We start from the raw sequence: 18,001 nt of genomic DNA, 5'->3' as shown, positions 1-18,001 counted from the left end.
CGCTCAATGCGACCTCGGAGAGAACCATGCCCCCGGACGGACACAACCCCACGCTTGACGAGGCCGCAATCAGAGAACGCTCTACAACCGTTGGAAGCGTTGGAGCGACAAAGGCATCTTTGCACAGATGCTGGCCGGGTTGGCAGCCGGGCACGGCGAGAAGAAGACGGTGATGATCGATGCCACCTATTTGAGGGCCCACCGAACGGCTTCCAGTCTGGGCGTCAAAAAGGGGGGCGTGGTCGCCTGATCGGGCGAACCAAGGGTGGCATGAACACGAAGCTTCACGCCATCTGCGACAGCAAGGGCCGCCCGATCGACTTCTTCGTCTCAGCAGGACAAGTCAGGGACTACATCGGTGCGCGGGCGCTGCTCAGCAGTCTGCCGAAGGTCGACTGGCTGCTCGGCGACCGGGGCTACAATGCTGACTGGTTCCGAAAAGCCCTTCAAGACAAGGGGATACGCACCTGCATTCCGGGCCGGAAGCAACGCAAAACCCAAGTCAAATACGACAAGCGCCGCTACAAAAGACGCAACCGTATCGAGATCATGTTCGGCAGGCTTAAGGACTGGAGACGCGTAGCAACCAGATACGACAGATGCCCCAAGACATTCTTCTCTGCCATCGCCCTCGCCGCGATCGTCATCTACTGGCTATGAGATGCCGTAACGGGCCGGACGCTTCACGACCGTTGCCGCTTGCCGGATATCGCACTTGCAGCTGCCATTCCCGTATCAGATTTTATGGAGGTTGACGGGATGAAGCTGTTTGTCGGGCTGGACGTATCGCTGGCGAAAACTGCGGTCTGCGTGCTCACGGAGCATGGAAAGATCATAGAAGAGGTGGAGGTGATCAGCGAGCCGGAGCCGCTGATCAGCTTGCTCGAGGGTCTCGAAGGAACCGTAGAAGCGGTCGGTCTCGAAGCTGGTCCGCTGTCGCAATGGCTGCACCGTGCGATGAAGGAGATCGGCCTGCCTGCCGTCCTGATGGAAACGCGGCAGGTGAAGGGCGCACTCAAGGCCATGCCCATCAAGACCGACAGGCGCGATGCGGAAGGGATCGCGCGCCTGTTGCACCTCGGCTGGTTCCGGCCGGTCCACTGCAAGTCGGTCTCTGCTCAGGAGGTGCGCGCGGTTTTGGCGGCGCGCAAGGCCATCCAGGGGAACATGATCGCCTTGGAGATGTCCCTGCGCGGGCTGCTTAGGAACTTCGGGCTCAAGGTGGGCGCCATCTCGCGCGGCAGGTTCGAGGCGCGGATCTGGGAGCTGGTCGAAGGGAACACGATGCTTGAAGCCGCGGCCGCACCCATGCTGCGGGTTCGCGCGGCCTTGCGCCAGGAGCTGGCAGGGCTGGAGAAGCTGGTCCGACAGAAGGCTGCCGAAGACCCCGTTTGTCTGCGCTTGATGACCATGCCGGGCGTTGGAGCCGTCGTCGCACTTACCTTCCGATCCGCCGTCGATGACCCGTCGCGCTTCCGTTCTTCGAAGAATGTCGGTCCTTGGGTTGGTCTAACGCCCTCTCGCAGTCAGTCTGGAGAGCGGGATGTATCAGGCGGCATCACCAAAGCCGGGGATGTGAACCTAAGGCGTGCCCTGTGTCAGGCTGCTACGGTCATGCTGAATCGCGGGCGTGGCAACGCACTACGAACATGGGCATCCCATGTTGCCAAACGCCGCGGACGGAAACGCGCGATGGTTGCCCTGGCTCGCCGTATTGCTGTCGTGTTGCATCGCATGTGGATCGACGGATCGACCTTCAGGATGGAGGTTGCGCCGACCAATTGAGCCTGATCGCTTCGCCTGCCTGATTGTAGGCTCACGAGGTCCCGTAGGGACGCGGTTCCGGTGATGTCGGGGTCTGGACAGTCGCCAGCCACGCTGAGCACGCCAATGAGATGGACACGCCGGAACTGCATCGAACCAGCATCATGTCGGCAGCCCTCGCGGCTGACCACGGACCGAAGCATGTTCCCCAAGGATCTCACGAACGAGCCGCGAGACGTCGAGCGGATCGACTGAGCAGGAATAGCCCGTCGGCGGGGCCAAATCGCTTGGCCGAAATCTCTTGACTAAGAGAGACCCGTTACCGAAGTCCTGACCCTANGACTGAGCAGGAATAGCCCGTCGGCGGGGCCAAATCGCTTGGCCGAAATCTCTTGACTAAGAGAGACCCGTTACCGAAGTCCTGACCCTAAGGCACAAGTTCTTAGGACCATATCAACCTACCCAATCGCCGATCTGCGCTGCTCCACCATCAAGTCGAAGGATATCATCGAGTTCCTTCAGTCTCTGCCCGGACAACCGCAAACCGTCGGGAACTACGCGAGCCATCTCGCCTCCATATTCGCAATAGCACGACCGATGTGGGCCTTCCGCCTAGATGACCGGGAGATGAGAGACGCGATCACCGTCGCGCGCCGATCGGGGATCATCTCCCGTTCCGCGCAACGGAACCGGCAGCAGGCCAGACCCACCCTTGATAAACTCGACCGGCTGCTGGCTCATTTCATTGATCGGCGCCAGAGAACCCCTCACACCATGCCCATGCACAAGGTGATTGTTTTCGCTCTCTTCTCGACGCGCCGACACGCAGGGATCACCCGCCTCACCTGGGATAACTTGCAGAAGGAGTACAAGCGCATTCTGGTCCGTGACATGAAGCATCCCGGCGAGAAGCTCGGCAACGATACCTGGGGCGACTTAACCGAGGAGGCCATTCGGATCATCGACAGTATGCCCGAGCGTAGAGCTGAGATCTTCCCCTACTCCCCGGACGCGATCACGGCCAAACTCACCCGCGCCTGCAAGCTGCTCCGGATCGAGGATTTGCATTTTCACGATCTGCGCCACGAAGGCATTTCTCGGTTGTTCACAGTCGGCCGTCGGCGTCGCCTCTCCGTCACGCCAGAGTCCCGTGGAAATCGACGCCATTTTCGAACTGGCCGAAAAGCTGTAGGATTCGGTGAAGCGGGTCAGCGCGTCGCGCGCCCGGCCAGACGCCACACCGTTCGGGCGTGCATTTTCTTTTCCAAGAGATCTTCCCCACGGGCCGCTCTCCTGCCAGACAGGCGGCAAACGCCCGAGGCCCCGATGACGACTCTCTCCCATCACCCTCCTGACCGGCCGCGCCGCCCCCCTGACCGGCAGCGAGGCGCAAAGCGGCATCGTCAAGACGCCGGTGGACCGCCCCCTGGCACTCGGCCCCGAGGGGTTCGAGGTTGACGAGCAGGCCGACCGGCGGGTGCATGGCGGCGTCGAAAAGGCGGTGCACCACTATCCCCTCGACCATTACCCCGACTGGCGGGCCGAGCTGGGGCCCCTGCCCCCGCTTGCCGCGCCCGGCGGGTTCGGCGAGAATATCTCGGCCTCGGGGCTGACCGAGCGCAGCGTCGCGGTGGGCGATACCTTCCGGCTGGGGAGCGCGATGGTGCAGGTCTCGCAGGGGCGGCAGCCCTGCTGGAAGCTCAACAAGCGCTTCGGCCTGCCCGACATGTCGCGGCGCGTGCAGCAGAGCGGACGCACCGGCTGGTATTACCGTGTACTGGAACCGGGCACCGTGGCCCCGGGCGACCGGCTGCAACGCCTCGACCGGGTGGCCCCGGAATGGACATTGCACCGGCTCTGGCACGCGCTTTACGTCGACCGGCTGAACCTCGCCGAGCTGGAGGGCATCGCCGCGCTCGACGTGCTGGCCGAGGGCTGGCGCAAATACGCGGTCCGGCGGCTCGAAAGCCGCCGGGTCGAGGACTGGAGCAAGAGACTGGACGGCACGGCATGACCCCTCCTCCCTTTGTGATCTCGATCCAGAGCCAGGTGGTCTTTGGCCATGTGGGCAATTCCGCCGCGCTCTTTCCGATGCAGGCGGCGGGGCTGGAGGTGGCGGCGATCCCGACCGTGGTGTTCTCGAACACGCCCGATTACCCCACCCTGCGCGGCCGCGCCCTGCCGCCGGAATTCTTTTCCGACCTGCTGCAAGGCGCCCGCGAACGCGGGCTGCCCGAGCGGGCGGATTTCATCCTGACCGGCTATATCGGCTCGCTCGACGTGGCCGAGATGGTCGCCGATTTCGTCGCCGAGGCGAAGGCGGCGAACCCCGCACTCACCTATCTCTGCGATCCGGTGATGGGCGACGATGGCCCCGGGCTCTACGTGCCCGAGGCCATCGCCGGCGTGATGCGCGAGCGGCTGCTGCCGCTGGCCGATCTCGCCACTCCCAACCCGTTCGAGCTGACCTGGCTGACCGGCCAAGAGATCCGCAGGCTGGACGATCTCGAAACCGCGCGGGAGGCCCTGCACATCGCGCCAAACGCGCATCTTGTCGCCACCGGCTGCGCGCTGGACGACACGCCCCAAGGCCATATCGAAAGCGTCATCCTCGGACCCAAAGGCACCAGCCGCCACCCGACCGAACACCTGCCCATCGCGCTGCCGGGCACCGGCGATCTCTTTGCCGGGCTCATCATGGCCGGGCTGGGACAGGGCCGCGCTCTGCCTCAGGCGGTGGAGACCGCCCAGACCCTCACCGCCCGCGCGCTCCGCCACGCCAAGGCGCTGGGCGCCGGCGAGGTGGTGCTGAGCGAACCCGCGTTCCGCCGGGCGCTCCTGAACCCCGGCGCCGAATAGGCACGCACATCCTCGACAAAGGCGGGGGGCGTTTCGGGTCCCGCCGGGCATATCTGCGCAACGCAGCGCTGCGGGCAGATCGCCGGAGGCCGGGCGCGGCGCCGGGAAGCGGTCATGGACTCACTTTGCGATCAGCCCGCGCGCGGTTCCCGCGATGAGCAACGCCACATCGCCCATCGCGCGCATGGGCGAGACATTCGGCGGCAGCGCCAGATAGCGCGGGCGCCACTCGGGCTGGAATTTCTGCTTGAAGGCGCGGAGCCCCTCGAAATTATAGAACGCGCCGCCATGGCGATAGAGCAGCCGCCCGAACCGGTTCCAGGACCGCGCGACCGAGCGTTCCGACAGACCCGACAGCGGCGCGGTTCCCAGGCTGAACGCCTCGGCACCCTGCGCCTTGTAATGCTCGATCAGGCTCAGGAACATGTATTCCATCAGCCCCGAGGCCTCCTCGGGCAGATAGCGCATCAGATCGACGGCGACCTGCCGCCCGCCTGAGGCGGTCAGGATGTTGGCGAAAGCAACGATGCGGCCCTCCTTGCGCACCACGGCGATGTCGAAACGCGCCAGATAGTCCGGATCGAAACGCCCGACGGAAAACCCCTTCTCGCGCCCGGTCTTGCCGCCCAGCCAGACATCCGAGATCGCGCGCAGCTCCGCGATCAGCGCCGCTGCATGCGGCGGCGAGAGCAGCACGCAGTCATAGCCGTCCCGCTTGCGCTTGTTCAGCGCCGCGCGCATGGTCTTGAACCGTCCGCCGGCGAGGCTGAACTCCGGCAGGCGGACAACGGCTTCCTCGCCGATCTTGTGCAGCGTCAGCCCCAGTTCGACCCAAAGCGCGAGATTGCGCCCGCTCACCTCGTAGAAAACCGGGCGCCCGTTGGCCTTGGCCGCTTGGTCGGCGAAGGACCACAGCAGCCCCTCGAAAGCAGCCGGATCGCCCACCGGATCGCCGAGCGCGATCCAGGAGGTTCCGCGAACCGCATACATCAGAAACGCCGTGCCGGACTCGGACAGCAGAAAGCGCTTGTCGCCGGTCTGGCTCAGCCAGGCTTGCGGATCGTCGGCCTCGGCGCAGATCGCCGCCACACGGGCCCGCGTGTCCGCATCGGACTCACGGGGCGGTTTGCGGCGGATCGGACGGGTCAGCAGATGGATCCCGAAGAAGAACAGCAGCGCCGTCGCCGCCATCCCCGCCCGCAGCGCGCGCGGCGTGTTCGAACTTGGCGAGAACTCCGACCACAGGTCGTTGGAATAGGGCACGGCCTTGTGCACGAAGAAGAAAAACGCGGCGGCGGCGACTGCGGCGGCGATGACCGTCACGAACCAGCGCGGTTCGAACACCCCCTCGGTCAGCCGACCCGGCCGATCGAACGCCTTGCGGAACGGCAAAAGCGCCAGCGCGCCGGCGCAGAGGACCGCCGCGTTTTCGAGCCCGAAATCGCTGAGCGCCGAGGCGACGGCCCCGGCAAGCAGCGCCCCCATGGCAAACCACCACGCCGAGGAGACCCGGCGCGCCAGCCCGTGCGACACGATCAAAAGCGTGACACCGGCGACGGCGGCGGCGATGGTGCCGCCCTCCAGCAGCAGCACACCGATCAGGTCGCCCTCGGCGATGGCATCCGCGCGCACCGCCGGCAGCATCGTGACAAGCAGCAGATAGACACCGAAGCCGAAGGCGACCGCCGCCACGAGCCCGGGCGAGACTCCGTGCAATGTCGCAAGCGCCGGCTGGATCGCCGGCATGCGCGCCAGAAGGCGCGCGCCGTGGCCGCTGGCCAGCCGCGCCTCGTTCAGCGCGACCAGCAGGAAGGCAAGCGCGAAGGGCACGAGATAATAGACCAGCCGGAAGAGCAGCAGCGCCGCCGCGGCATCGCCCACGGGCACCGCGGCCGGCAGCGTACCGATCACCACCGTCTCGAACACGCCGATCCCGCCGGGCACATGGCTGAGCACCCCGACCATGGTCGCGGCGGCATAGACCGCCACGAAGGTGGCGTAATCGGGCTTGCCCTCGGGCAGAAGCACCCAAAGCGCAAAGGAGGCGGCGGCGATGTCGGCCAGGGTCACCCCGAGCTGCCCGGCAAGATCGGCGGGCGGCGGCAGGCGCAACCTGTGCCCCCGGAGGGTCAGGCTGCTTTGCGTGGCCGACATCCAGCCGATCAGCGCCACGGACAGCGCCGTGATCGCGCCGGCGACAAGCTGGATGGTGCCCGGCGCATAGGGCAGATAGGCGCCGACGGCGCCGGGATGCACGGCCAGCGCGGCCACCCCGACCAGCGTGAGGCCGGTGCCCAGCGCAATCGCGATATAGCCCGACACCGCCGCCACCTCGAAGCCGTTCAGCCCGGCGGCGGAATAGATCCGGTAGCGCACCGCGCCGCCGGAAATGACGCTGACACCGATGGTATTGCCGAACGCATAGCCGAGAAAACCGCCCAGCGCGACGATCCCCCGGTCGAGCGTCCGCCCGATGAAGCGCAGCCCGAACCAGTCGTAGAAGACCAGCGCGACATATCCGACCGCCGTCGCCGCCAGCGCGGCACCGAGGGTCATAACCGGCGTTGCCCGGATCTGAGCCGCCACATCAGCCGGGTTGACCGGTTTCAGCAGGTGATAAAGCGCGTAGAGCCCCAGAACGAAGAGACCGGCGCCCAGCAGGATCGGCGCCGCGCTGCGCAGAGATTGAAACGTCAGTCGGGCCATATCCCTCCTCCGGCACGGTCACTTTCGTGGCGATGGCCCTGTCAGTACCCAAACGCCCCCCGTCGCGGAAAGCCTAAATCGGCAAATGGGGCGCTTCTTATGCATATCGCTATGTCGGGAAAGGCATTCTGCCGGATCGCGCCCCGCTTGGCAGCCGGCAGTCCGGGCACTGGGAGCGGACCACGCTGGGGGACCTGCGCCGCGCGATGCCCGCCATCCCGAACTCCCGGTAGCGATCCTCGAGCGCACTGGCGGGCGGCCCATGCAGGCGACATCGGCAAGCCCGTGGCGGGCGAACGCCTGGAAGAGCTGGCCTCCCGCGCGGCAGCAGCGCCGGCGGCGGGGGCAAGCGCGATGCGGGGCCGCGCACCGGAGGCAATCCCGTGGGCCCAGCGTCTGTGCGGCCCGGCACATGCGCGAAAAGCCTCCGCGCATGCGCATGGTTTCGTCCGCCGGTCAGGCGGTCAGGATCACCTTCATCGCCTTCTCGCGCGCGGCATTCCCGAAGACCTCATAGGCGTCCAGGATCTCGTCGAGCTTGAAGCGGTGGGTGACGAGCTTGCCCGGGTTGACCTTGCCCGAGTTCAGCGTCTTCAGCAGCATCGGCGTGGTGTTGGTGCTGACCAGACCCATCGAGATATTGATGTTCTTGATCCAGAGCTCCTCGATATGCAGCTCCACCGAAGTGCCGTGCACGCCGACATTGGCGATGTTGCCGCCCGCCGACACGATCTTCTGGCAGATATCGAAGGTCGCGGGCACGCCCACCGCCTCGATCGCCACATCGACACCCAGCCCGCCGGTCATCTCCATGATGACCTCGACCGGATCGTCCGCACCGACCTGAATCGTGTCCGTGGCGCCGAACTGCTTGGCAAGCTCAAGCCGCGCCGGATCCATGTCGATCATCACGATCTTGCCGGGCGAATAGAACTGCGCGGTCAGCAGCACCGACATCCCCACCGGCCCCGCGCCGATGATCGCGACGGTGTCGCCGGGTTTGACGTTGCCGTATTGCACGCCGATCTCCAGCCCGGTGGGCATGATGTCGGACAGCATCACAAGCGCCTCTTCGTCGGCCCCGTCCGGGATCGGATAAAGCGAATTGTCACCATGCGGAATACGAACGTATTCGGCCTGCGTGCCGTCGATCAGATGGCCCAGGATCCACCCGCCATCCGAGCAATGCGCATAAAGCTGGCGCTTGCAGTTGGCGCATTTCCCGCAGGACGTGACGCAGGAGATCAGCACCGCATCGCCGGGCTTGAAGTTCTGTACGGCGGCGCCGACCGACTCGACCACGCCGACCCCTTCGTGGCCCAGCGTCCGGCCGGGCGTGACCGCCGGAACGTCGCCTTTCAGGATGTGCAGATCGGTGCCGCAGATCGTGGTCTTGGTCAGCTTGACGATCACGTCGGTCGGCTTCTGGATTTCCGGCTTTTCCTTGTCGGTCCAGGTCTTCTCACCCGGTCCCTGATATACGAGAGCTTTCATAGGTCTCCTCCTTGGCTTTTGGCGGCTTCTTTGGCTCTGCCGGAAGTCCAGTGCATCCGCACCGCCTGCCGGCGCGATGGAGCCTAGCCGCGCGCGGCCAGAGGGGTAGACCACGGCATACCGCAAACCGATCCGGACCGGAAATCCGCGATCCATTCCGGAGGCAATCTCATGCCGCAGGGCAGCAAACGCCGCCCGGCCACGTGACATGCCGTGGAAATGTTATATCATAACAGTTTTAGCGGCGTGCGCTGCGCAGCGTCTGCGCCGGGCTTTCGCCAAAGCGTTTGCGATAGGCCGCGGTCATCGCCCCCAGATTGACATAGCCCCGGGCGCCCGCGAGCGCGGTCACCGTATCGCCGGGGCGGGCCCGCAGCAGTGCCTGGCGCAGACCGTCGAGCCGCTGGCTCTTGAGGAACTCATGCGGGCTGATGCCCCGGAACCGGCGGAACCCTTCGGACAGGCTGCGCGCGCTCACCCCGAGCTGCGCCGCGATCTCGGTGATGCTCGGAGCCTCGACGGCGCGTTCGATCATCATGCGCTCGGCCTCGCGGACATAGCGGGGCGCGGCGGCACGGGCGCCGGTCTCCAGGTTGAGCCCCGCCGTATCCGCCCAGCCACGCAGCAGCTCCAGGCACAGGGTCTCTTCGATCCGCCGCTCGATGATCGGGTTGCCGATCCCGTCGAACCGCGCATCGAGCGAGCGCGTGGCATAGTCGAGCAGCGACAGCCAAGCCGACTGTCCCGCGCCGAAGATCAGCCGCTTCTGCCAGAGGTCGTCGCCGGGCACAAAGCCGTACCAGCGTGCGGCCGTCTCCTCCATCAGCGTGTGGGGAATCGTCAGATTGAGCTGAAGGTCGCCGCCATCGGCGATGTTCCAGTAATTGGTGCGGGAGCAATCCACCACATAGCTGTCGCCCGGGCGCGTATCCACCGCGTCATTGCCGATGAGCGGGTGGCGCACGCTGCCACGCAGCGTGTTGACCACGATGATATTGCCCGAATCCGGATCGAAATCATCGGCGCGGGTGGGCGTTCCGAAACAGAAGCGGCTGAAGGTGATTCCGCCCACCTTCACCATCCGGATGGTCGCGTCGGGATCCATCCCGCGCGTCAGCGGCCGGGTCGACAGCGGCATGTAGGTCCGGTTGCAGAAGTCGTTCACAACCGACCACTCACGCGTGTCGTTGAGCTTGCCTCGCAGCAGTTCCTCGCCGCGCCCATCCTCCAAGAGCGCCGTCTGCAACATCGCCAGAGTCTCCCAATCCCGCGACATTCCGCGCACCCGGAGCAATGGCAGAATGCCCAAGGACCCGGCCCGCGCGATGCCTCATACTGCCGAATCCGGGCCCTTGCGGCAAGAGATTTCCCGGTGTCCCGACGCGGGATCCAGGCCCCGCGCGACGGATCGCACGCCGTGAAAACGCCGAAAATCTCCGGTTTACAACGCCCTGCCGCCTGCTCCCTGGGGGCTGCGCCGGCCCGCAAAAGCGCGAACGCCCCCCGCGCCCGGCATGCGGCAGGGGGGACCGGAACTGCCCGGGCACAATTTGATATGGGTCGTTTAACCTGCTGCAAAAGCGCGTATAGTCCCCGTGGCAACAGTTTGGAGTAGGTGACGTTTGTCACGGGAAACGGACGCAGCAGGGCGCGTCGTCGCGATCCGGGGCGCGGTTGTCGACATCGCCTTCACGCAGGACAGCCTGCCCCCGATCAACGATGCGCTGGAAATCCGGGACACCGGCCGCAGAGCGGTTCTGGTCGAGGTGCAGGCGCATCTCGATTCCCGCAGGGTGCGCGCCATCGCGCTTCAGGCCACCAACGGGCTGCGGCGCGGCGCCGAGGTGTTTCACCCCGGCGGGCCGGTGACCGCGCCGGTGGGCGACGCCGTGCTGGGCCGCCTGCTCGATGTCACCGGCACCGTGGGCGACAAGGCCGGCCCCCTGCCCGCCGACACGCCGCGCCGCCCGATCCACGCCCCGCCGCCGCCGCTGCGGGCGCAGAACGGCACCTCCGAGATCTTTCACACCGGCATCAAGGTCATCGACCTGCTGGCGCCGCTCGCCCAGGGCGGCAAGGCCGCGATGTTCGGCGGCGCCGGGGTGGGCAAGACCGTTCTGGTGATGGAACTGATCCACGCCATGGTGGCGCGCTACGAGGGAATCTCGGTCTTTTCCGGCGTCGGCGAACGGTCGCGCGAGGGCCACGAAATGCTGGCCGACATGACCGATGCGGGCGTTCTGGACCGCACGGTGCTGGTCTATGGCCAGATGAACGAACCGCCCGGCGCGCGCTGGCGGGTGCCCATGACAGCGCTCGCCATCGCCGAGCATTTCCGCGATGCCGAGCACCGCAACGTCCTGCTGCTGATGGACAATGTCTTTCGCTTCGTCCAGGCGGGCTCCGAGGTCTCGGGGCTGCTGGGCCGGATGGCGAGCCGGGTGGGCTATCAGCCGACGCTGGCGACCGAGGTAGCCGAGCTGCAAGAGCGCATCGCCGCCACCGGCAGCGCCGCGATCACCGCCATCGAGGCGGTCTATGTCCCGGCGGACGATTTCACCGACCCGGCGGTGACCACCATCGCCTCGCATGTCGACAGCACCGTGGTGCTCAGCCGCGCCATGGCGGCAGACGGCATGTATCCGGCGGTCGATCCCATCGCCTCCTCCTCGATCCTGCTCGATCCGCTGATCATGGGCGAGGATCACGTGACCGTGGCCAACCAGGTGCGCCGCGCCATCGAACATTATCGCGAGCTTCAGGACGTGATCTCGCTTCTCGGCATGGAGGAGCTGGGCCGCGAGGACCGGCATATCGTCGAGCGCGCCCGCCGGCTCCAGCGTTTCCTGACGCAGCCCTTCGCGGTGACCGAGGCCTTCACCGGGCTGCCGGGCCGCTCCGTCGCGCTGGAAGACACCATCGCGGGCTGCAAGGCGATCCTCGCGGGCGAGGCCGACGACTGGGACGAAAGCTCGCTCTACATGGTCGGCAATCTCGACGAGGCCCGCGCCAAGGAAGAGGCTGCGCGCAAGGCGCAGGACGCGGCATGAGCGGGGCGCTGCATCTCACCATCACCACGCCGATGGAGCTGCTGGTGGACGAGCCCGCCGCGCGCGCGCTGCGCGCCGAGGACGAAAGTGGCGCCTTCGGCATCCTGCCCGGGCACACCGATTTCCTGACCACCCTGCCCGCCTCGGTGCTGCGCTGGCGCGACGCGGCGGGGGCGCTGCGCTTTTGCGCGCTGCGCTCGGGGTTGCTGACGGTACGTGACGGGGCACGGGTCGCCGTGACCTGCCGCGAAGGCATTCTCGGCGACGACCTCGAGGCGCTGGCCTCGGAGGTGGCGGCGCTGCGGGCGGAAGAGGCCGACGCCGACCGCCGCGCGCGGGTCGAGCAGATGCGGCTGCACTCGCAGGCGGTGCGCCAGCTCATGCGCTATCTGCGCCCCGGCCAGACCGGCGCCTTCGCGCATCCTCCGCAACTGGCCGACAGCGGCGACGGGGGCACGCCATGACCGGCACTCCGGACGAAACCGCCGAGGCCGCCCGCCGCTCGCAGGCCCGAGAGAAGCTGGCCGAGGAAACGCCCGAGCCCTCGCTCGGCACGCGGCTGGGCCAGATCGGCATTCTCGGCTGGGCCATCGTGGTGCCGATGCTGCTGGGAGTCGTGCTGGGCCGGCTGGCGGACCGGCATTTCGAAACCGGCGTGTTCTTTACCGCGCCCGCCATCATGATCGGCGCGGCCATCGGGCTGCACGCCGCCTGGAAATGGATGCACCGCCAATGAGCGCCGCACTCGCCGACCTGCCCCTGCTGCCCGCCGCGCTTGGCCTGATGGCCGGGCTGGCGCTGGGGCTGGTGCATTTCGCCACGCTGCGGCGGGTGACCGCGCTGTATCTCTCCGGCGCCGCCCCCGCCCGCGCGCTGGCCTTCCAGCTTGCCCGCTTCGCGCTGCTGATCGGCGTTCTGGTGCTGCTCGCCACCGCCGGCGCCGCGCCGCTTCTGGGCGGCGCGCTCGGCGTTCTGCTCGGCCGCGCGATCATCCTGCGCAAATCCCGCGAGGCCCGCTGATGGACAACCCGCTGAGCCTCGAGCCGCTGTTTCACCTCGGTCCCGTCCCGATCACCGCGCCGGTGGTGGTCACCTGGGCGATCATGCTGGCGCTCGGTCTGTTCGCCGCGCTGGCCACCCGGCGCCTGTCGCTGACGCCCGGCAAGCTGCAAACCGTGCTGGAGCTGCTGGTCACCACGGTGGACAGCCAGATCCGCGATACGATGCAGCGCGACCCGGCGCCGTTCCGCGCGCTGATCGGCTCGATCTTTCTCTTCGTGCTGATCGCCAACTGGTCGGCGCTGATCCCGGGCATCGAGCCGCCGACCGCGCATCTGGAAACCGACGCGGCGCTGGCGCTGGTCGTGCTCGCCGCCACCATCGCCTATGGCATCGCCGGGCGCGGGCTCGGCGGCTATCTGGCGACCTTCGCCGAGCCCTCCTGGGTGATGATCCCGCTCAACGTGGTCGAGCAGATCACCCGCACCTTCTCGCTGATCGTGCGTCTTTTCGGCAATGTGATGAGCGGGGTCTTCGTGGTGGGGATCGTGCTGTCGCTGGCCGGGCTTTTCGTGCCGATCCCGCTGATGGCGCTGGATCTGCTGACCGGAGCCGTGCAGGCTTATATCTTTGCGGTGCTCGCCACCGTGTTCATCGGCGCCGCCGTGGGCGAAAGCCACGGCCCTGCCGGACAAGACCAGAAGGACCTCCCGCGATGACAGCGAACCTCATCGAAATCGTCTCCATCCTCGCCGCCGCGCTGGCGGTGAGCTTTGGCGCCATCGGCCCGGCGCTGGCCGAGGGCCGCGCGGTGGCCGCCGCGATGGATGCCATCGCGCGCCAGCCCGAAGCCGCGGGCACGCTGAGCCGCACGCTCTTTGTCGGCCTCGCGATGATCGAAACCATGGCGATCTATACGCTTGTCATCGCGCTGCTGGTGCTTTTCGCCAACCCCTTCGTCTGAGGCGCGGCGTATCATGACCATCGACTGGTGGACCCTGGGGCTACAGACCGTGAACGCCGTCGTTCTGGTCTGGATCCTCGCCCGGTTCCTGTTCCGCCCGGTCAGCCGCATTCTCGCCGAACGGCAGGCGGCGGCCCATGCGGCGCTGGACGAGGCCGAGGCCGCGCGCGAAGAGGCGCGCGCCGCGCGCGACACCGCCCAGCGCGAAACCGCCGCCATCGCCGCCGAGCGCGCCGCGCGGATCGCCCGGGCCCAGGACGAGGCCGCGCAGGAGAAACGCCGGCTTCTGGACGAGGCGCGCGCCGCCGCCGAAAAGGCTCGCGCCGAGGGGATGGACGATCTTGCGCGGCTGCGCGCCACGCAGGAGCGGGACCTCTCCGTCGAGGCCGGCGCACTGGCCACCGACATTGCCGCCAAGCTGCTGGCGCGCCTGCCCGACGAGGCCCGCATAGCGGGGTTCATAGACGGGCTGGCCGAGGCGGTGGCGAAGCTGCCCGAAACCACCCGCGCCGGGATCGCCGGCGGCGGGCCGGTCACGCTGCGCAGCGCGCGGGCGCTGAGCGCCGAGGAACAGGCGCAGATCGCACAGCGGCTGGGCGCGGTTCTGGGGACACCCCCGGCGCTGTCGGTCGAAACCGACGCGACGCTGCTGGCCGGGCTGGAGCTGGAAACGCCCCACGCCATCGTCCGCAACCATTTCCGGGCCGATCTCGACCGGATCCGGGCGGAGATTGCAGATCATGAGTGACCGGACGCCCCTCTCCGACTGGCTGGATCACAGCCGCGCCACCCTGGCCGGCACCCCGCTCACCCCGCAGGCCGAGGCGGTGGGCCGCGTCGCGCGGGTGGCCGACGGCATCGCGCAGGTCACCGGCCTGCCCGATGCCGCGCTTGGCGCGCTGCTGCGGTTCGAAGGCGGGCAATACGGCTTTGCCCACAGCCTCAACACCGACGAGATCGACGTGGTGGTGCTGGACGACACCAGCGCCATCGAGGCCGGCGAAAAGGTCACCGACACCGGCGAGGTGCTGCGCGTCCCCGTGGGCGAGGCGCTGCTCGGCCGGGTGATCGACCCGCTGGGCCGCCCGCTGGACGACGGGCCGATGCCCGAAACGGACGAGACCCACCCGGTCGAGCGCCCGGCCCCGGCGATCATCGAACGCGACAACGTCTCGCAGCCGCTGGAAACCGGCGTGCTGGTGGTGGACAGCCTCTTTGCGCTCGGGCGCGGCCAGCGCGAGCTGATCGTCGGCGACCGCGCCACCGGCAAGACCGCGCTCGCCGTCGATGCCATCGTCAACCAGAAGGACAGCGACGTGATCTGCGTCTATGTCGCCGTCGGCCAGCGCGCCACGGCAGTGCAGCGGGTGATCGAGGCGGTGCGCGAACACGGGCGGATCGAGCGCTGCATCTTCATCGTCGGCGGCGCGGCCTCGGCCCCCGGCCTGCAATGGATCGCGCCTTTCGCCGGCATGACCATGGCGGAGTATTTCCGCGACAAGGGCCAGCACGCGCTCATCGTCATCGACGACCTGACCCGCCACGCCGCCACCCATCGCGAGCTTGCCCTGCTCACCCGCGAACCGCCGGGGCGCGAAGCCTATCCCGGCGACATCTTCTATCTGCATGCCCGGCTGCTGGAGCGCGCCGCGAAACTGTCGGAGGAAAACGGCGGCGGCTCGCTGACCGCGCTGCCCATCGCCGAGACCGACGCGGGCAATCTCTCGGCCTATATCCCGACCAATCTCATCTCGATCACCGACGGGCAGATCGTGCTCGACAGCCATCTCTTCGCGGCGAACCAGCGCCCGGCGGTGGATGTCGGCCTCTCGGTCAGCCGGGTCGGCGGCAAGGCGCAATGGCCCGCATTGCGCAAGGTCTCGGGCCGGGTGCGGCTGGATTACGCGCAGTTTCAGGAGCTCGAGATGTTCACCCGTTTCGGCGGTATCTCGAACCCGCGCGTACAGAAGCAGATCGCCCGGGGCGCGCGCATCCGGGCGCTTCTGGCGCAGCCCCGCTTTGCCGGGCTGCGGCTGGCCGATCAGGTGGCGCTGCTGGCGGCGCTGGCCGATGGCGCGCTCGACGCCACCGCCCCCGAGACCATCCCCGCTCTGCGCCTGCGCCTGCCCCGCTGGCTCGACGCGCGAGCGGGCGAGGCGGTGGCCGAGATCCGCGACACCGGCACGCTTAGCGACGAGACCCGCGCGGCGCTGGTCGCGGCGGTGGCCGCGCTGGCGCAAGAGATCGCCCCGCGTGAGGCGCAGCCGGAATGAGCGGGCGGCTCGCCGATGTCGAGGCGCGGATCGGCACCGTCCACAAGCTCGCCTCGGTGATCTCGGCCATGCGCGGCATCGCCGCCGCCCGGGCACAGGAAGCGCGGCAGCATGTGGACAGCATCCGGCTCTTTGCCGAAACCATCGGCGCGGCCATCGGCGAAGCGCTGACCCTGCTGCCCGACACCGGCACCGGCGCCGGGGATCGCGCCCGGGACGGCGGCGGGCGTGGCGCGGTGATCCTGCTCGCCGCCGAACAGGGCTTTGCCGGCACCTATAACGAACAGGTCTTCGACGCGGCCGCGCCGCTGCTGTCAGCGCCGCACGATCTGTTCATCGCGGGAGACCGCGGCGGGCTGGTGGCCGCCGAACGCGGCCTTCCCGTGGCCTGGTCGGCGGCGATGATCGCCCATCCCGCGCAGGCCGCCACCCTGGCCACCCGCCTGACCGATGCGATCTTCGAGCCGGTCGCGCAAGGCCGGATCACCCGCGTCTCGATCGTGCATGCGGCGCCGGGCGCCACCGGCGGGCTCGAGATGATCGCCCGGCCCCTCGTGCCCTTCGACTTCTCGCGCTTCCCCGCCCCCGCGCAGGGGATCGCCCCCGAGATCACGCTGCCCCCGGACAAGCTCCTGTCGCGGCTGGTCGAGGAATATGTCTTTGCCGAGCTGAGCGAAGCCGTGGTGCTGGCCTTCGCCGCCGAAAACGCCGCGCGGATGCGGGCGATGATCGCGGCGCATGACAATGTCATGGCCTCCCTCGACACGCTGGTCGCCGCCTCACGCCGGTTGCGCCAGGAAGAGATCACCGACGAAATCGTCGAACTCGCCACCGGCCGCCAGCCGGTGCGCTGCCACCCCGGAAGCCCCTTCTGATGTCCATGCCCGATCCTGCCCGCAAGCCCGCCCCCCCGCACGAGACCGAGCGCCTGGTCGAGCTGCCCGAATGCACGCCCAAGCCCGGGCGCGAGGACCGGCGGGCGCCGGATCTCGTCCGCCGGATCATGGCCGAACCCAACTACCGCCCCGCCGACGAGGACATCGGTTTTCTCAACCGCGACGACATGCGCAGCACGCGGCTGCAACTTGATTACCAGAAGGCCGAAACGCTGCTGACCGAACATGGCATCGCCCATTCCATCGTGGTCTTCGGCGGCACCCGGATCGGCGAACCGGCCCGCGCCGAGGCGCAGGTCTGCGCGCTGGAGGCCGAACAGGCCCGCGATCCGCACTGCCCCGATCTGGCGCGGCGGCTCGCCGTGGCCCGGCGGCTGCGCGACAAGAGCAAGTTCTACGACATCGCGCGCGATTTCGGCCGCCTCGTCGGCTCGGCCGAGGGGCAGCACGGCAACCGGCTGGCGGTGGTCACCGGCGGCGGCCCCGGCATGATGGAGGCCGCCAACCGCGGCGCCCGCGAGGCCGGCGCCCGAACCGTCGGGCTAAACATCACGCTGCCGCACGAGCAGTTCCCGAACCCCTATGTGACGCCGGAACTGTGTTTCCGCTTCCGCTATTTCGCCCTGCGCAAGCTGCATTTCCTGCTGCGGGCCCGGGCCCTCGTGGTGTTTCCCGGCGGCTACGGCACGCTTGACGAGCTGTTCGAGACGCTGACGCTGATCCAGACGCGCAAGATCCGCCCGGTGCCGGTGATCCTGGTCGGGCAGTCCTATTGGAGCCGGGTCTTCGATGTCGATTTCCTGGTGGACGAAGGGGTGATCGACCCCGAGGACCGCGAGCTCTTCTGGTACGCGGAGACCGCGCAGGAGATCTGGGACGACATTCTGGCATGGTACGCCAAGGCCGGTCGCCCGCTGACCGAGCCGCCCGACGCCGGCACGGCAGAGCCCTGACATCGCGCAAAGCCCCCCATCGGCGCGGGAGACGCGCCGAGGC

At 67.9% G+C, this 18,001-nt stretch carries 17 protein-coding genes and 1 pseudogene; 14 read left to right on the top strand and 4 right to left on the bottom strand.

Annotated elements, in window-relative coordinates; genetic code table 11:
- Window positions 1–73: 73 nt before the first annotated feature.
- Both M4578_RS19055 and M4578_RS19050 read left to right on the top strand, forming a co-directional pair.
- A pseudogene (locus M4578_RS19055) lies at window positions 74–660 on the top strand (IS5 family transposase); the annotation flags it as partial.
- Between the two features lie 99 nt (window positions 661–759).
- On the top strand, window positions 760–1,785 hold the full coding sequence (locus M4578_RS19050; protein ID WP_054540619.1) for an IS110 family RNA-guided transposase: 1,026 nt from the start codon (window positions 760–762) through the stop codon (window positions 1,783–1,785).
- 915 nt (window positions 1,786–2,700) lie between these two features.
- Here M4578_RS19050 and M4578_RS19045 read toward each other — a convergent pair.
- Window positions 2,701–3,108: a hypothetical protein gene (locus M4578_RS19045; protein ID WP_258094882.1), complete on the bottom strand. Its 408-nt coding sequence runs from the start codon at window positions 3,106–3,108 to the stop codon at window positions 2,701–2,703.
- On the opposite strand from M4578_RS19045, the gene M4578_RS19040 reads away from it, so the two are divergent.
- Window positions 3,107–3,778 carry an MOSC domain-containing protein gene (locus tag M4578_RS19040; RefSeq protein WP_258094886.1) on the top strand — a complete coding sequence of 224 codons (672 nt, stop codon included), beginning with the start codon at window positions 3,107–3,109 and terminating at the stop codon, window positions 3,776–3,778. The two genes, M4578_RS19045 and M4578_RS19040, sit on opposite strands and share 2 nt — an antisense overlap.
- On the top strand, window positions 3,775–4,623 hold the full coding sequence (gene pdxY / locus M4578_RS19035; RefSeq protein ID WP_258094881.1) for a pyridoxal kinase: 849 nt from the start codon (window positions 3,775–3,777) through the stop codon (window positions 4,621–4,623). Before M4578_RS19040 ends, pdxY begins: the two co-directional genes overlap by 4 nt.
- A 120-nt stretch (window positions 4,624–4,743) precedes the next feature.
- On the opposite strand, the gene mprF is transcribed toward pdxY, so the two are convergent.
- The 3 genes from mprF to M4578_RS19020 all read right to left on the bottom strand — a co-directional run bounded on the left by mprF (window position 4,744) and on the right by M4578_RS19020 (window position 10,099).
- Complete coding sequence (gene mprF / locus M4578_RS19030; RefSeq protein WP_258094880.1) at window positions 4,744–7,329, bottom strand: bifunctional lysylphosphatidylglycerol flippase/synthetase MprF; 2,586 nt, start codon at window positions 7,327–7,329, stop codon at window positions 4,744–4,746.
- Between the two features lie 456 nt (window positions 7,330–7,785).
- Window positions 7,786–8,823: a zinc-dependent alcohol dehydrogenase family protein gene (locus tag M4578_RS19025; RefSeq protein WP_258094879.1), complete on the bottom strand. Its 1,038-nt coding sequence runs from the start codon at window positions 8,821–8,823 to the stop codon at window positions 7,786–7,788.
- Window positions 8,824–9,061: 238 nt separating this feature from the next.
- Complete coding sequence (locus M4578_RS19020) at window positions 9,062–10,099, bottom strand: AraC family transcriptional regulator (RefSeq protein ID WP_258094878.1); 1,038 nt, start codon at window positions 10,097–10,099, stop codon at window positions 9,062–9,064.
- Window positions 10,100–10,445: 346 nt separating this feature from the next.
- Between M4578_RS19020 and atpD the strand changes: the two genes are divergently transcribed.
- Genes atpD through M4578_RS18970 form a run of 10 tightly spaced genes read left to right on the top strand, consistent with a single transcriptional unit; the run spans window position 10,446 to window position 17,958 of the window.
- Window positions 10,446–11,873: a F0F1 ATP synthase subunit beta gene (gene atpD / locus M4578_RS19015; RefSeq protein ID WP_258094877.1), complete on the top strand. Its 1,428-nt coding sequence runs from the start codon at window positions 10,446–10,448 to the stop codon at window positions 11,871–11,873.
- Entirely contained in the window at window positions 11,870–12,337 is a 468-nt protein-coding gene (locus M4578_RS19010) for a F0F1 ATP synthase subunit epsilon (RefSeq protein ID WP_258094876.1), read from the top strand. The genes atpD and M4578_RS19010 overlap by 4 nt, the downstream gene beginning before the upstream one ends.
- Complete coding sequence (locus tag M4578_RS19005; protein ID WP_258094875.1) at window positions 12,334–12,609, top strand: AtpZ/AtpI family protein; 276 nt, start codon at window positions 12,334–12,336, stop codon at window positions 12,607–12,609. The genes M4578_RS19010 and M4578_RS19005 overlap by 4 nt, the downstream gene beginning before the upstream one ends.
- Window positions 12,606–12,893 carry an N-ATPase subunit AtpR gene (locus M4578_RS19000; RefSeq protein WP_258094874.1) on the top strand — a complete coding sequence of 96 codons (288 nt, stop codon included), beginning with the start codon at window positions 12,606–12,608 and terminating at the stop codon, window positions 12,891–12,893. The genes M4578_RS19005 and M4578_RS19000 overlap by 4 nt, the downstream gene beginning before the upstream one ends.
- Window positions 12,890–13,591, top strand: a complete 702-nt coding sequence (locus M4578_RS18995; RefSeq protein ID WP_258094885.1) for a F0F1 ATP synthase subunit A — start codon at window positions 12,890–12,892, stop codon at window positions 13,589–13,591. Before M4578_RS19000 ends, M4578_RS18995 begins: the two co-directional genes overlap by 4 nt.
- Window positions 13,588–13,836, top strand: a complete 249-nt coding sequence (locus tag M4578_RS18990) for a F0F1 ATP synthase subunit C (protein WP_258094873.1) — start codon at window positions 13,588–13,590, stop codon at window positions 13,834–13,836. The genes M4578_RS18995 and M4578_RS18990 overlap by 4 nt, the downstream gene beginning before the upstream one ends.
- Window positions 13,837–13,849: 13 nt before the next feature.
- Window positions 13,850–14,584 carry a F0F1 ATP synthase subunit delta gene (locus M4578_RS18985; protein ID WP_258094872.1) on the top strand — a complete coding sequence of 245 codons (735 nt, stop codon included), beginning with the start codon at window positions 13,850–13,852 and terminating at the stop codon, window positions 14,582–14,584.
- Window positions 14,577–16,109 (top strand): F0F1 ATP synthase subunit alpha, encoded by a 1,533-nt coding sequence (locus M4578_RS18980; RefSeq protein ID WP_258094871.1) that lies wholly within the window; start codon window positions 14,577–14,579, stop codon window positions 16,107–16,109. The genes M4578_RS18985 and M4578_RS18980 overlap by 8 nt, the downstream gene beginning before the upstream one ends.
- Window positions 16,106–16,984: a F0F1 ATP synthase subunit gamma gene (locus tag M4578_RS18975; protein ID WP_258094870.1), complete on the top strand. Its 879-nt coding sequence runs from the start codon at window positions 16,106–16,108 to the stop codon at window positions 16,982–16,984. Before M4578_RS18980 ends, M4578_RS18975 begins: the two co-directional genes overlap by 4 nt.
- Window positions 16,984–17,958: an LOG family protein gene (locus tag M4578_RS18970; RefSeq protein WP_258094869.1), complete on the top strand. Its 975-nt coding sequence runs from the start codon at window positions 16,984–16,986 to the stop codon at window positions 17,956–17,958. The genes M4578_RS18975 and M4578_RS18970 overlap by 1 nt, the downstream gene beginning before the upstream one ends.
- Window positions 17,959–18,001 lie beyond the last annotated feature (43 nt).

Source organism: Salipiger pentaromativorans, from assembly GCF_024721115.1.
Classification (GTDB): Bacteria; Pseudomonadota; Alphaproteobacteria; order Rhodobacterales; family Rhodobacteraceae; genus Salipiger; species Salipiger pentaromativorans.
Note: the sequence above shows the minus strand (reverse complement) of the source record. Positions and strands in the feature narration are given on the sequence as shown.

Bases quoted from the DNA above. Each gene is read 5' to 3' on its own strand.
- M4578_RS19010 (WP_258094876.1), top strand. From the start codon at position 11,870: ATGAGCGGGGCGCTGCATCTCACCATCACCACGCCGATGGAGCTGCTG.
- mprF (WP_258094880.1), bottom strand. From the start codon at position 7,329: ATGGCCCGACTGACGTTTCAATCTCTGCGCAGCGCGGCGCCGATCCTG.
- M4578_RS18985 (WP_258094872.1), top strand. From the start codon at position 13,850: ATGACCATCGACTGGTGGACCCTGGGGCTACAGACCGTGAACGCCGTC.
- M4578_RS18975 (WP_258094870.1), top strand. From the start codon at position 16,106: ATGAGCGGGCGGCTCGCCGATGTCGAGGCGCGGATCGGCACCGTCCAC.
- M4578_RS19005 (WP_258094875.1), top strand. From the start codon at position 12,334: ATGACCGGCACTCCGGACGAAACCGCCGAGGCCGCCCGCCGCTCGCAG.
- M4578_RS18970 (WP_258094869.1), top strand. From the start codon at position 16,984: ATGTCCATGCCCGATCCTGCCCGCAAGCCCGCCCCCCCGCACGAGACC.
- M4578_RS19000 (WP_258094874.1), top strand. From the start codon at position 12,606: ATGAGCGCCGCACTCGCCGACCTGCCCCTGCTGCCCGCCGCGCTTGGC.
- M4578_RS18980 (WP_258094871.1), top strand. From the start codon at position 14,577: ATGAGTGACCGGACGCCCCTCTCCGACTGGCTGGATCACAGCCGCGCC.
- M4578_RS19045 (WP_258094882.1), bottom strand. From the start codon at position 3,108: ATGGGAGAGAGTCGTCATCGGGGCCTCGGGCGTTTGCCGCCTGTCTGG.
- M4578_RS18990 (WP_258094873.1), top strand. From the start codon at position 13,588: ATGACAGCGAACCTCATCGAAATCGTCTCCATCCTCGCCGCCGCGCTG.
- M4578_RS19025 (WP_258094879.1), bottom strand. From the start codon at position 8,823: ATGAAAGCTCTCGTATATCAGGGACCGGGTGAGAAGACCTGGACCGAC.
- M4578_RS19020 (WP_258094878.1), bottom strand. From the start codon at position 10,099: ATGTCGCGGGATTGGGAGACTCTGGCGATGTTGCAGACGGCGCTCTTG.
- M4578_RS19050 (WP_054540619.1), top strand. From the start codon at position 760: ATGAAGCTGTTTGTCGGGCTGGACGTATCGCTGGCGAAAACTGCGGTC.
- pdxY (WP_258094881.1), top strand. From the start codon at position 3,775: ATGACCCCTCCTCCCTTTGTGATCTCGATCCAGAGCCAGGTGGTCTTT.